The sequence below is a fragment of the Paenibacillus sp. S-12 genome, from assembly GCF_030363895.1.
GTDB lineage: Bacteria > Bacillota > Bacilli > Paenibacillales > Paenibacillaceae > Paenibacillus_B > Paenibacillus_B alvei.
In genome coordinates this window covers 236404-250307 of the sequence record NZ_JASIUF010000026.1, presented here as the reverse complement: position 1 = coordinate 250307, position 13904 = coordinate 236404, and the positions used below count along the sequence as shown (strand labels likewise).

Below are 13904 nucleotides of genomic sequence, written 5' to 3'. Positions count from 1 at the left end.
CCTTGACTGTGTCGAAACCACTCAATTTCTGGCAGTTAGTTGCCTGTTATGAACACAAAAATCTATAAACTGCATACTCGAATGTTGAATTTTGAACACTAAGGGAAGTAAACAAGGAGGTTGAATGGAGTTGTCAAATGATGTTCACAACAATAAGCACTGCGTTCACCGGATTGTCACAATCAGTATCATTGCTGCCCTGTTTCTTACATCCGCTTGCGCTGGCATGGAGGCTGAGAAGTCGAAATCGCCAAGCGGCAACACGAAGGCCAACTACGCTGATCGGAAGATAAGGGAGCAGTCCACCCCCTCCCCCAATCCATTGCCGCAGATGCACAGTGAGGGACAAAGCCAGCAGCAGCAATCAGGGAACTATTCTTCAAAGCAGATCACGAAAGCAGATCACCCTTCCCTGTTCATTAACCAATCCGTCAGCGATGCCGTCGGACATCTGGATGGGGTTAGTGTAGCCTATGTCCTGCAGCGCAAAGATACAGCCTATGTGGCGCTCACGCTTGACGGTGCAGGTCTCGGCACGATTGGCAGCGGCGGCAAGCATGAGCAATCGCAAATCGGCGCACCGGATACGGCTCGATATATGGAGCATGAAGCGAATCGCTGGCCGCCAAGGTTCATTACTTCCGACAGTCCAGTCCGCACTGTCAAAGAAAGCAATAAATTATCAGACGAGCTTTTGCACACCATTGACAAGACAGTTCGAAGTAAAGCTACGGGGATTAAGCATGTCAGAATTAGCGCCAATATGGAATTATTCAACGGTCTGACCCCGTACGTCATGCATGCTTACCCAGGAGATTCACTACAGTTCGCTGAGGGAGACATTATGAAGCTCATTCATTGCACGATGCGTTGATCCAGCTAAAGATCTGCTTGCTTAGAAAAAGACCAACCTAATGCTGTGCGAACGCTGCTGTCTCGTAGGGGAGAAATGCGGACTGCATTCCTCCCCAAGTTTCTTCCTTAATATATATGAAAAATATTTGAACATTATTGCCTAGTCGTTCGTTGAGCGTTTTCTACAAATCGATCAATTTCTAAGGTTGTAACGCCTGGCGCAAGCCTTGCCGCTACTTCCCTATGACAGCAGGCCGCTAAATGCCCTGCCTTCTACATAAGCTCCAGTTGTGCAGCAGTTTTCGTAATCGCCATGATCCGCCTCCTTCCTGCACTACGTGTCCAATGACAAGTATATGCGTGGAACTAACCATTAAGACATCATGCTCATGATGTCATTCTTGTAAACATGCAAACAAGGCGCCCCGTCTACCGGAGCGCCTATTCTGTACGTATTGTCAGTTATTCCTTACATTTGCAGGATTGCATTCAGTACTTTGTAACATCCAAGATAAACAGTTACGACGCACTGGTATCCATTTTGCACATTTCCAATTCTACAAGCTGAGTTAATTCATCTTCATAGCCGCCCATAATCCGATACTTCCGGATGTACTCTTTCACGAATTTCCGAGGATTTTTCGGACGGAAAATACGTGTCATCTCCAACAAGCTTTCTTTCACTTCGTTGTGACCTTTTGTTGCCATGAAAATTCCCTCCCAAAGCGTTGTAGATCGTGCTCCGCAACGGAGAATCAATTGGACTATCGCTTCACTTACTGGAATTCGCAACCTTTTAGTCCTAGTATATCATATTCAGCCGAACTGCAAAATCACACCAACATATCTTAATCATTTCTCCATTGGGCATGCTAGTAACAACATACAACGCATTATCTAGCTGTCGTAAGGCTGGCATTCCATTATTACTACAATAAACAGGAGCGATTTCAATGAATCAGCATTCCCTATTTTCGATTCATATTGACGCAGCCGAACGAGCCGGTATTGATCCATATCGATTGCAGCAGGCTTTGGATGAACTTATAAGACTGTTTCCACGCATGTATTATTTTGCTTGTGCGAACCAAGGGCAACTAATCGCCGAAGTAAATACAGAAGGCACAGTTCCGGGTCAGCTATATGACCTTCGCTCCGCTACAAAGAGCTTCATTTCTGTTCTTGTGGGCATTGCTGTTCATCGTGGAGAGATGCCTCCGCTCCATGAACCGATTGTTGATTATTTGCCGCAAAGCATCGGTCAACGGCGCAAACAGGATCCAGATTGGCGGCGAATTACCTTCAAGCACCTGCTTACAATGACTTCTGGCCTGCTCTGGGAGACAGGTAATCGGCTCGGTGAGCGCTGGATTCGTCGTTTTCATCATAGCAGCAGTTGGCTTAAATACGCCCTTCGGCTTCCCGTTCATCCAGAACGAATTGGACATTTTCAATATCGGAGTATTGATTCGCATTTATTATCTGTTCTGCTTACCTCCTGTACAGGAATACGAGCAGATGACTATGCAAAACAACATTTGTTCGCACCGATCGGAATTGAACATTATCGCTGGGACATATCGCCTGACGGACATGCTGCTGGCCATATCGGACTCTATCTATCAGGACGTGATATGCTCCGATTCGGCCAGCTTATTCTGGATAATAGAATTCATAAACCATCCAACCATGAAGGATCAAAAGGGATTGATCGCGTCGTACCAGCAGAATGGATAATCGAATCCCATTGTCCCTATTCGTCCGGATTGCCCGCTTACGGTGCTTACGGATACCAATGGTGGCTTCATCGCCTTGGCAATGAAGATGCAGCCTGTGCCGTTGGACATGGCGGACAAGTCATCTATGTCATACCATCACGCTCCATGACTGTTGTGTTCGCCGGCTGCCCCCGGGTATGCCGCTGGAGACATCCAAGGCGATGGATGGAGGACACGTTGCTGTCAGCTACATATTCTTAATATGCAATCCGAACTGTCGCCGCTGGCGACAGCTACTTCCGCACGATATAATGGTATAATCAGGAAAGGAGCGTTGTATGTGAAAGGAATTCGTGCATTAAGCATGGGGAAAGATATTTGGCTGCTCGCTGTCATTTTGTTCTTCGTGGAGTTTGTGCGTGGAGCAGCGCTCGTATCATTCATCCCCATTTACGGCGAACACACGCTGCATATCAGTCTGGCGATTATCGGAACAGCGATTACTGCACACTACTTGACCGATACTGTACTCAAAACAGCCATTGGATATTTGCTCGATCGCTTCTCGCCTAGACTGATTATCAATATTGGCCTGCTCATTTCACTGGCAGGTGTTGCTCTATTTCATTACGGAAGTATCCCATGGGTTTTCATCTTCGCCGCCGCCCTATATGGTGTAGGAATATCCCCTGTATGGATCGTATGTCTAACCAAGGTAAAGGAAGATCAGCGCGCAGCGCAAATGGGCTTCCTCTATATGATATGGCTAGTCGGAATGGGAGCCGGTCCTGTCGTGTTAAACTTCATTTTAGACTTTCAGCCTAACCTCTCTTATTGGCTGCTGGTAATCTTGTCTACCTCCGCTTGGCTGCTGAGCTTTTTCATCTCTGGCGACAAGCAGTCGGAACGCATCTCTGTTCCTTTGCGTGAGCAGTGGCAAGCATTGCGAGAGAAGCTAAAGGCTATCAAGCCGCTGCTGCCGGGTATGATCCTACAGACACTAGGAGCAAGTATGCTCGTACCGATTCTGCCTACATTCGCAGCAGAGGCGCTTTCCTTTACCGAGCACCGTGAATATTCGCTTCTTTTATTGCTTGGCGGGGGCTGTACAGTGCTAGGACTTGTTCCGATGGGCAAATGGTCGGATAAAAGCAGTCGCAAGCCATTCCTCGTTGTTGGATTCGGTATCTTTGCCTTGACGCTTGCGTCATTGTCACTGCACCCTTCAAAATGGGTTGCTTATGGACTCGCGGTGCTGCTTGGTCTCTCTTATTCTGCTGTGCTGCCTGCTTGGAATGCGCTTCTCGCCTTATATGTTCCATCAGGCCAGAAAGGATTAGGATGGAGCCTGCTATCCACAGTTGAAGGCATCGGCGTTTTAATTGGTCCCGTACTTGGCGGGGTTATCGCGAGTGCCTTTTCTGCCAGTACAGTAGTATGGATCAGCGCTGCTTTATTCGGTATCGTTTCTATTGTCTATTTACTATTCCCGTCACGATGGTTTGCAGAGCAATAGCTTGCACTGATATTTGCAGCGATTGGGTCTATATTCATCATGTGGGAACTGCGTGATTCTTAACCGCATGAAGCAGTACGTCTAAAGCTGCCGAAACCAATAGGCCGCTAATACGTTACATGTACTAGGATACTGAGCAGATATATAGTAGCTATCATCAATGGGGAGGAACTTATTTTGTGGGAGTGGATACATAACACCATTAACTGGCTTAAACATTTGGATCTTAATCAAGTCGAGCATTGGATGCAGCAGTATTCGAATCTAGGACCGTTACCTGGAATCATGCTCCCGCTCGTAGAGGCTGTTCTACCATTTTTACCACTCATCGTATTTGTTATGGCTAACGCAGCAGCTTACGGCCTGTGGCTTGGTTTCCTTTATTCATGGATCGGAGCAAGCCTCGGGGCATGCTTGGTTTTTTGGGTGGCACGCAAGTTCGGAGGGCGGTTCAGTACCTACCTACAGAAAAACCTGCCCTCGTCCAAGCGCTTCTTTACATGGTTAGAAACAAAAGGGTTTACTCCGCTGTTCATCTTATATTGTTTCCCATTTACGCCGTCAGCGCTTATTAATATCGCTGCTGGAATTAGTACAATCCCATTTCGCACCTTCGTGTGCGCCGTATTTGCCGGCAAGTCGGTCGTTATCTTCATTATGGCCTTCATCGGTCATGACTGGCAGGGATTTATCCATCATCCTTGGCGCATTCTCATTGCGGCTGCTGCTCTATTCCTGTTATGGCTTGGCGGGAAGAAGCTTGAGGCACATTACCAACTATGAACGAACATGATGCCGCACTTCTAATACGTCTCTCCTGTACGTATTCATACAAGGATATTTTTAAGTTGGCGGGGCACCTTAATAAGAGCTTTTGATGAGGTGGATATCCATCACTTAAAGCTTATCGCTTGCACGCAGCAAACGTGAAAGGAGCTCATGACCCATGACAGAAAATGAACATAAGATGAATCCGATATCAAGAGAACGTGTTGAAGTAGATGGCATTTACGCTAATGAATGGGGACGTGAAGAAGTATTGCATCGGGGCCAAACCTTCCCTTCCGATCCTCAGCTAGGCGCTTCAGAATGGGAGCTTCAACAATATCTGTTCGATAATCATCATACTGGAGGAACCGATCAGCGGCTCATAGCCAAATCCGATGATGCCGAACAGCAATCCAAGCAAACAAGTCCGCGCAAGCATACGGATCGTGGTGACAAATAAAGCAGCGCATATTCATACGTGTATGATCTCTATAGGGAGAGATTTTGGGCTGAATCCAGCTTTGAACCTCTCCCTTCGTCATGTTACAATGCAGCGTTACAGCAATCGCTTACAAGTGCTGCCGGATCATTTCTGCCAATTCACCAGCAAACCCTTCAGCACCCATCTTGCGCCATTCATTGTTCGTTAACGGAAAGCGAAGAAAATGATCAACTGTAGTGGACGCATCTACCAGCATCCCCCGCACATTACGGGCACGACCATTTAAAAAGACAAGAAGCTCTGTCTGATGCTCTGCTGCTAGAAAAATAAGCTCCATCTCTTCAATTTCCCCACGGAAGTAGGAGGTTGGGACGAATTCAAATTGTTGTACAAATGGGAATCTCCCGCCAATTCTCGGGGCATGAATACAATCCGCAGCCCGTAGACGGAAGCCAAGACGGTTCACTCCGTCGATGACAATGCTTTGCTCAACAGTAGGGATAATTTCGATTCGATCGTGGTCATTTGGCTCTATAGCACAGGTGCGTTCTATGCCCATATCTATCATCAGCCATACAGGGGTGTTATCGATCGTTAATGGAACCCGATTCGGAAGTACAATGGAGAACGGCACGTCCTTCGTCTCATTCGTACCCAATGAGAAGGATTCATAGACAATGTAGCGCTCGAGTTCACAATAGCTCCGTTCACTCCGTCCATCTAACTGACATGCATAATTTGTCATTAATACAAGCTCAAGGCACTCGACATAGTGTGGAACATGACCTCCCCGCAGTTTCACAATTCCACGCGCTTCCTCGCCCGGCGCATATCTTCCACGTTCCAGCAGCGTATCGATCTGAGCTGTGCCGAGACCGATGCTTCCAAGGAAACGATTGAACATGGACATCACATTGACCCTCCCCTGAACTATTTGCATGTACATGAGATGTAAATGGAAAATGTTTCATATACCCATTCGACAGCCTTCCTCTTTTCCCTTTTCCGTCAGCGGAAGAAAAACTAGAATAAAGCGATGTTTCTCGTTATTCTCTCAAACATTTACAATTGATATAAACTTCCTGCTCAAAAATCCCCCCAAACTGTAGACGTTCTGCTATTATGGAATAGCAGAAAACAGCATAATGGTAAGTTGCAATCTCTATTTATACCTGTATGAACGTCTTTGATTCGGCAAACATGGGAGAGATGGAATCTTGATGCTCTTTGTAATCAATCAATATGCAGGCAATGGAAAAGGGCTGCTTACATGGCACTTGGTAGAATCGCGTCTAAAGCAGCTTGGTACGAAATATATCGCCTGTGTTACAGCAACGCCAGAAGAAGCAGAGAAGCACGTTCGTGCACATCTAACACAATATCCCCATTCTACGATTGCAGTACTCGGCGGAGATGGAACCATCCATCGTCTACTACCTATTCTTTTAGAAACCCAAGCTGCATTAGGAGTCATTCCCGCCGGTTCAGGCAATGATACCGCCCGGGGTTTCCATATACCTATTGAACCATTGCAAGCACTGAATACCATTCTTCATGGGCAGCGAACTGCTGTCGATCTGATACAGGCCAACAATAAGTGGACATTAACCGCGCTCGCGACAGGCTTTGATGCGGAAGTGGCAGAAGCCGTCAACGAGAGCCGCTACAAGCGCTGGTGTAATCGACTCGGTATCGGCTCCGCTGCCTATGTGATTGGCGCGCTGATCACAATGTTCAAATTCAAGCCTTCGAGAGCAACGATAACAATCAACGGTACTATACATCAATATGATAATGTCTGGTTAACGGCTATTGCCAATTCGACCTCCTATGGAGGGGGAATCCGAATCTGCCCACAAGCTGACCCTGGCGATGGCGAAGTGGATGTGTGCATCGTACACGGCTGCAGTCGTTGGACCTTAATGAGACTATTCTCAACTGTATTTTCCGGCAATCATGTAAACCTGCCATATGTTTCAATGCTGCGTGGATATGATGTTCATATTACATCATCCATTAATCGCGTTGCATACGGTGATGGGGAACGGACAGGCACTACTCCGCTCCGGGCTACAATCAGGAGACATAAGCTATTCTTGATTCAGTCAACAACAAGCTATCATCATGAATCGAAGATTGTGTAAACAAGCTGTTTCTGTATTACGTATAAGGGTAAGTATTACATGGTAATGCCTACATGAGAAAGGGGAACCATTCGTGGGAGAATCTAAAGTCAAATCATTTTTCGCAGAATTTAAGCAATTTGCAATGCGAGGCAACGTTATCGATCTTGCAGTCGGTGTTATTCTCGGCGGCGCCTTTAATAAGATCGTCACTTCTGTTGTCAACGATCTCATTATGCCGCCGCTTGGATTATTAATGGGTGGAGTAAACTTCAAGGATCTGTTCATCAATCTGAGCGATCAAGACGTAACGTCATTGGCACAAGCACAAGCCGCAGGACTTCCTGTTATCGCATACGGCCAATTCATCAGCATCATTATCGACTTCATCCTTGTTGCCTTCTCTATCTTCTTGCTTATTAAAGGCATCAATGCATTCCATCGCAAGAACCCAGAAGAACCGGCAGAAGAAACAACAAAGTCTTGCCCATACTGTCTATCGGAAATTCCTAAGGCGGCAACTCGCTGCGGACACTGTACTTCTGTACTGAGCGAATCCGAAGCGAAAGCGTAACGAACAACATACGCTGTTCCTGTTAGAGAACAACGATAAAAGGCCTTCTTGCTGCACCACACCATCCTAATGATGATGTCTGCAGGAAGAGGGCCTTTTCCTTTTTCATTCGAACAGAATAGAGCCGACTTAGATTGAGCGGTTCGGCTTACTCATTAACTGTTCTGCAATCGCACGGAGCTGCATATCAGGTGTATATACTTCTTCGCCCGTGTCTATTTTCTTGATCCGAATTTCCTCCACATCGGTGCCTGCGCGATCCGGCTCGAATCGAAGCGCATCCTCATCCGCGATATGAACCTCATATCCCATCATACGCAGCATATCCTGCATATCATCCACAGTGGGCTTTTCTTTATCCGGTGTCATAACCAAGCCACGAAGCTTTGCGATATCATCAGTTCCGCGATGAACGACTTCAAAATGTACAATGCACTCCATACGATGTCCTCCTCTTGCTGTCTCTGGGCGCAGCTGTCTTCCCTCGTATCTTCTCCGAAAGAAGATCGGCGCATACCATGCATATGAGGGTTCTTCAACATACATGTGTAACTCATGTAATTACCGATTCGCCTTGCCGGTATTTACGCATGTAGATATACTACTTTACGATAAGGTGCATTGACCGGTTTCACATTTCGGTCATTTTTAGCAAGTTGTCGCAATTTAGACAAAATTAATACTAATCGAAATAGGATGAAATCACCGATTGCATCCGCTTATTGAAGGACTCAACATCTTCTGTGCCCATTTCACTTTTCCACTCGTATAACACCAGATCCTGCACGAATTTGTCCAATACAAGCCGGGTGATGGCCGCGTGCTCGGTCAACAGCGCCTTCGTTGCTGCACCTTCCCCCATGGAACCGACAAAAGCTTCCTTCCGGTCTATAATAAAGGCAAATGGCCGCGTTCGGCGTGAATCCCCGCAATTGAACAAGGACGGCATCCGAACGCTTGCATTGTCATCTGTGCCCGCTATGGACCAGAGAACCTTGACTCCTCGCGACTCCGCTAATGCCAAGTGCTCCCGTATGAGCGCAGCATCCTCTGGCCATACATCTGCAATAATCTCCAGCTTGGCCTCCTGCAATACCCTCTTCATCGTTTCAACTACGGCACGCTCGCCTTCGATACTAAAGAACGATGATTCATCGGCCTCTGTGACCGGCATATGCTCCCGAACATAGTGAAGCGAGGCATCCAAGCGCGATGCTAATATTCGTGTTAACTCTTCCGGCTGTAATGCGGTATATTGCGAGGGGTCGCCATTCCGATGCAAAATAACCCCCTGATCCACCAGCCGCTGAAGTGCAGCATATACATTGGAACGCGACACCCCCAATTTCTTGGCAACCTCATATCCCGTCATCGCGCCTTGCTCGGACAAGCTAACAATGATCTTGCCTTCCATTTCAGTAAATCCCAATGAACGTAAATGTGAAATAAGACCTTGACCTTCCATCGTACTCCTCCTGCTCTAGGTGTCTTCTTCTCCTGTAGTTCAAGGCCATATCACGAAGAAAAGAACCTCTTAACGAATCTGCGATACAAACAAAAGAGGCCGCCGTATTCCATTACGGACAGGCCTCTTTTATAGCTCTGTTCATATATGACGATACACAACCCGACACTTCTTGTCCGTGAGCTGCTGCCTGTCAACAGGCTGCCGCCAATCACTTCGAGCATGTACGTCTGTTCGTTCTTATACGAATGGTGTCCCACATCGTTCACACCATTTTGCTTCGTCATCTGCCACACTGTTGCAGTTCGAGCAGCGGCGCTGGGACAACTCTTCTTCTTTCATAATCGTAATTCTGCGTCCGCCGACCGTTACATTTAAGTCCTCTCGATCCAGATTGACTGTCCCGCCTTGCTTATTTTCGCTTTGTTCGGAAGCCGTGCTATTCTTAGAGGCTTCAGCAGTCGACTTCAATACGATCTCTTCTTCCTCATCATATTCATAGTCATGTTCGAAAGTGGGATGAACCGTATAACGCAACTGCTCCTTCGCAGCTGCCGCCTCCTCCTGCTCTTCCCGCTTCGCCTGCAGGAAGGCCATCCCAAGTTCATCAATCTCTTCTTCCTCAATTTGCGGCGGTTCTGGCAGCTTGCGTCCACATACTGAACAATAATTAGCCGTGAATGGAGCAATCTCGCCACATTCGCAGCGTTTCTGCCTGCGAAGCTCGCTTACCTTCCAATCGAGCATCTTTATATCCTCTTCAACGAGCATATTCAGCTTGGCAATTTCCTTCAAGCCTTCCTCAGCCAGTGTTAAGTCGTTCTTTTTATAAGCATCATATACGAGTTCGCCAATATCATAGACATTTTGCTTCCATTCCTTGCGCTTTGCGGCAATTTGGGCTTGAACCCGGTTCATTTCCATTAGGTTATGCGCTTTTTCCGATGCCTTGGAAGCACTATCTTTTATTTTTTGTATAAAGCGGTTCATTCCCAAGTCTCCTTTCAACTGCCAGTAGGGCAGAACTTCTCTGTTACACTTATTAACACAGACTAAGTGATAGTGAAACGTCTCTCGATAGCCATATGCCCTGTTCTTTATATGCTTGTCATGAAGGATGCCTTCAACAACAACGTATGCATGGCTCAGGCAAAACATGTATTCCTGTCCGCTTCCGTGCAGGAACATGTATAATAGCAATTATCGCTTATTTCTATCATAAAGGAGATACACCATCATGACCACTCCTTCTTCATCAGAAGCGGTCAAAGCCCAGTGGCGTTCCCGCCCATTAGGTATAAAGAGGGAGCAGCCTGTTCCCACAGCAGATTCGGCAGATCCGTTCGTAGGCTCTAATCACAATCATTCTCACCATCGTTCCGGTGGCGATTATGACTCAACTGCATCAGCAGACTTCTTTGCAGCGCTGGAGCGCCAAGGCATACGGCTGCACAACGCACAGAAGGATGCAGTATGCCACATCGATGGCCCACTTCTGTGCTTAGCAGGAGCCGGATCAGGCAAAACATCCGTGCTGACCGCGCGAGCGGCCTACTTAATGACCGTTGGCGGCGTGTCGCCGGAGTCTTTGTGGCTGGTCACCTTTACCAATAAGGCCGCGCAGGAGATGCGTATACGGCTTGCCAATCTGCCAGGCGTGACACGCGACATGGCGCGCCGGGTGCAAGCGCGCACCTTTCATTCGTTTGCCCTGAGGCTGCTGCAAGCGTATGCGCCTCCTTTCCAACTGCTGGCTGAGGAACGCAGACGCCACGGTATGATGAAGCGCGTACTAAGAGAATTGGGACTGCACGACACCCTGCAAGCCGAAACGGCACTGGCCGCATTGTCCTCGCTCAAGTCGCGCCGACTTATGCCTGCTGACTGGAGAACCACGAATGCAAGTGAATTGGATATGAGACGTGCCTTGCTTCGCTTCGAGGAACAGAAAGTCCAGCAGGGCTGCAAGGACTTCGATGATCTGCTTATCGATCTGCTGCAACTGCTGGAGGAGGACTCCAATTTGCTCGAGCGTCTTCGCCGCCGTTTCCAATATGTCCTGGTTGATGAATTCCAAGATACGACGCCAGTTCAATATGAATTACTTCAACAGATTACCGATAAGCACCATAATTTAGCCGTATTCGGGGATGATGACCAGACCATATTTACTTTCAATGGAGCATGTCATCGCTACATTACTGAATTCAAAACGCAATACCCTACAGCTAAACAGATTACGCTCGATTTCAATTTCCGTTCCACCCCCGCCATCGTCGGACTCGGCAATGCGGTTATTTCCCATAACGAGGAGCGGCTGCCAAAGCGGATGCGAACCCCGTCTGAGGCACAAAACATATCGAGAACTGTTAATACACCGAGCGTACCGCAGTATCTTCGCCCTCGTGACGCGGAAGAAGAAGCACAGGTCATTGCAGATCGTATTCATGCAGCCGTGAGCTCCGGTACACATTCATGGCGCGACTTCGCCATATTGTACCGCACTGCAAATACGAGCCGCGCATTAGTTGAATGCTTCACCATGAGCGGTATTCCGTTTCGTCAGTTCGGTGCAGAGCCGTTTTTCTATGACCATAATCTTGTTCGGCCGCTCATCGATCATCTTCGTCTGTCTCTTGCGCCACGAGAGTTCGATGCGCTGGGCAGTGCTGTGGCAGCATTATATATCCCGCGGGAGACGGGTTTGCGCTACCTGCTGGAGGCAGAGCGCAGCAAGGCTAAGAAATACCCGCTTATTCATTTGCAAAGCTGGGACAAGCTGCCCTCCTTCCAACGCGAGGCAATAAAGCCGCGCATTAAGCTGATCAAGAAGCTGGCTGCCATGAAGCCTTACCTCGCCATTCGGGAGATGAGGCGTGAATTTTATGACAAGTTCACGGCAGCCGCCTCTGGTGATCGTGCAACCGCCCATCAGGAAGGGGCTGCGGATACACTCGAGGAGCTGGAATCGTCAGCGAAGCGCTTCGATACTGTCGAGGTGTTCCTAAAACATATTGACGAATTGAAGAAAAAATATGTTGCCATGCATCCTGAATATGCAGCACAGCACCAAAATGGCACAGACTTGGCTTCCGCGCATCCGGCGAGACAAACAGGAAGGCGGTCACCAGCCGCTATACGGCAAGCAGAAGAGAACGATGTGGATGATTCTGTCACCTGCATGACGATCCATCGCGCTAAGGGTCTGGAATTTCCTGAAGTTTTTCTAATCGGTGCAGCCGACGGAATCCTCCCTCATCGCACTGCCCTTCGCAAGGGAGCTCCGTCAGATCGTGCGGCTGCACTGCGAACAGGTGCAAATACGGAAGATGCACATTCCTCTCCCCCTCAACAGGCATATGACCTCAAAATGAATGATGCATTGCTGGAAGAGGAGCGCAGACTTGCTTATGTTGCCGTGACAAGAGCGCGTGAGCAGTTGTATATCAGTTCTCCAGCACTTATTCACGGACAGAAAGCCGAAGTGAGCCAGTTGCTGCGCGACGCTTGGAAAATATAAAGTTCGGTGCAAATACCTAGGGTGTGTTTTGAAATCATCCCCCTTTTTCCGGTACAATAAGATCAGTTGAAATGTTTTTAATTATGAATTGCATTAAAAAAATCTACGAATAGCAGATTACGATACCGTGCTATATTGAGGGGATATTTCATGTCCAAAACCGATATGATTATGAAGCAATATGAACAGGTAAAGCAGCTGCCTACCTTATATCAGCTCGCATTGGAAGAATTGGAGACCAAGATTAAGGTTATTCAAGCCGAATGGAAAATACGCAATGGCTATCCGCCAATCGAACATATTAAGACACGTCTGAAGGAGCCGAACAGCATCTTCAGCAAGCTGCAGCGCAAAGGATACCCGCTTACATTGGACTCCATCGTGGATAAAATATATGACGTAGCAGGCATGCGTATCGTCTGTGCCTTCGTTAAGGATATTTATCTCATTCTCGAGCATCTGAAGACGCGTGATGATATTCGCATCGTGGAGATTAAGGATTATATTAAAAATCCGAAGAGCAACGGATACCAGAGTCTCCATGTCATCGTTCAAGTGCCGCTTGTATTATTCGAGGATACACGCTGGATCTACGTTGAAATTCAGCTTCGTACGCTCGCCATGGACTTCTGGGCAAGTCTTGAACACATTATTTACTACAAATTCGAACAGCAGGTTCCGGCTCATGTAACGGAAGAGTTAACCGAAGCTGCAAGAGCAGTCGATGAGCTGGATCGAAAAATGCTTGAGCTGCGCAAAGAAATATTATCGTACAATCATGAGGATTGGGCGAACACGATTCAGCGGGGCTTGCCTTGGGAGGATGCCCAATAGTAAACTCTCAGCGGCTCATCATGTCAGTTCACTGTAGGTCAAAATGGAGCTTGGATAAAACCGGCTCTATTTGCGCATCGTAACGATGA

14 protein-coding genes are annotated in these 13904 nt (G+C 47.6%); 9 read left to right on the top strand and 5 right to left on the bottom strand.

From position 1 onward, the window contains the following. The first annotated feature begins 124 nt into the window (after positions 1-124). Positions 125-874 (top strand): hypothetical protein, encoded by a 750-nt coding sequence (locus NO352_RS23825; RefSeq protein ID WP_289356931.1) that lies wholly within the window; start codon positions 125-127, stop codon positions 872-874. Between the two features lie 500 nt (positions 875-1374). Here NO352_RS23825 and NO352_RS23820 read toward each other — a convergent pair whose 3' ends face one another. After that, positions 1375-1563, bottom strand: a complete 189-nt coding sequence (locus NO352_RS23820) for a hypothetical protein (RefSeq protein ID WP_005543464.1) — start codon at positions 1561-1563, stop codon at positions 1375-1377. A 245-nt stretch (positions 1564-1808) separates the two neighbouring features. On the opposite strand from NO352_RS23820, the gene NO352_RS23815 reads away from it, so the two are divergent. From NO352_RS23815 to NO352_RS23800, 4 genes are all read left to right on the top strand, one after another. Beyond that, positions 1809-2834 (top strand): serine hydrolase domain-containing protein, encoded by a 1026-nt coding sequence (locus NO352_RS23815; RefSeq protein WP_005543465.1) that lies wholly within the window; start codon positions 1809-1811, stop codon positions 2832-2834. A gap of 79 nt (positions 2835-2913) precedes the next feature. Continuing rightward, positions 2914-4089 carry an MFS transporter gene (locus NO352_RS23810; protein ID WP_268620890.1) on the top strand — a complete coding sequence of 392 codons (1176 nt, stop codon included), beginning with the start codon at positions 2914-2916 and terminating at the stop codon, positions 4087-4089. 177 nt (positions 4090-4266) lie between these two features. Further along, on the top strand, positions 4267-4872 hold the full coding sequence (locus tag NO352_RS23805) for a TVP38/TMEM64 family protein (protein WP_005543467.1): 606 nt from the start codon (positions 4267-4269) through the stop codon (positions 4870-4872). A 163-nt stretch (positions 4873-5035) separates the two neighbouring features. Beyond that, positions 5036-5317: a hypothetical protein gene (locus NO352_RS23800; protein ID WP_005543468.1), complete on the top strand. Its 282-nt coding sequence runs from the start codon at positions 5036-5038 to the stop codon at positions 5315-5317. Positions 5318-5426: 109 nt separating this feature from the next. Here NO352_RS23800 and NO352_RS23795 read toward each other — a convergent pair whose 3' ends face one another. Further along, positions 5427-6209, bottom strand: coding sequence for a sporulation protein (locus NO352_RS23795; RefSeq protein WP_289356930.1), 783 nt, complete (start codon positions 6207-6209; stop codon positions 5427-5429). A gap of 310 nt (positions 6210-6519) precedes the next feature. On the opposite strand from NO352_RS23795, the gene NO352_RS23790 reads away from it, so the two are divergent. After that, positions 6520-7443 (top strand): diacylglycerol/lipid kinase family protein, encoded by a 924-nt coding sequence (locus NO352_RS23790; RefSeq protein ID WP_051135071.1) that lies wholly within the window; start codon positions 6520-6522, stop codon positions 7441-7443. 73 nt (positions 7444-7516) lie between these two features. Beyond that, positions 7517-7996 (top strand): large conductance mechanosensitive channel protein MscL, encoded by a 480-nt coding sequence (gene mscL / locus NO352_RS23785; protein WP_005543473.1) that lies wholly within the window; start codon positions 7517-7519, stop codon positions 7994-7996. Positions 7997-8125: 129 nt separating this feature from the next. Here mscL and NO352_RS23780 read toward each other — a convergent pair whose 3' ends face one another. The 3 genes from NO352_RS23780 to NO352_RS23770 all read right to left on the bottom strand — a co-directional run bounded on the left by NO352_RS23780 (position 8126) and on the right by NO352_RS23770 (position 10451). Continuing rightward, a complete protein-coding gene (locus NO352_RS23780) occupies positions 8126-8437 on the bottom strand; it encodes a hypothetical protein (RefSeq protein ID WP_005543475.1) in 312 nt (103 codons plus the stop codon). 241 nt (positions 8438-8678) lie between these two features. Beyond that, positions 8679-9461: a TrmB family transcriptional regulator gene (locus NO352_RS23775; RefSeq protein ID WP_005543476.1), complete on the bottom strand. Its 783-nt coding sequence runs from the start codon at positions 9459-9461 to the stop codon at positions 8679-8681. 240 nt (positions 9462-9701) lie between these two features. After that, complete coding sequence (locus NO352_RS23770; protein ID WP_040734904.1) at positions 9702-10451, bottom strand: zinc ribbon domain-containing protein; 750 nt, start codon at positions 10449-10451, stop codon at positions 9702-9704. A gap of 247 nt (positions 10452-10698) precedes the next feature. Here NO352_RS23770 and NO352_RS23765 point away from each other — a divergent pair, with 247 nt between their 5' ends. Next, positions 10699-12981 (top strand): ATP-dependent helicase, encoded by a 2283-nt coding sequence (locus NO352_RS23765; RefSeq protein ID WP_289356929.1) that lies wholly within the window; start codon positions 10699-10701, stop codon positions 12979-12981. Positions 12982-13131: 150 nt separating this feature from the next. Next, on the top strand, positions 13132-13815 hold the full coding sequence (locus NO352_RS23760) for a GTP pyrophosphokinase (protein WP_005543484.1): 684 nt from the start codon (positions 13132-13134) through the stop codon (positions 13813-13815). The last annotated feature ends 89 nt before the right edge of the window (positions 13816-13904 follow it).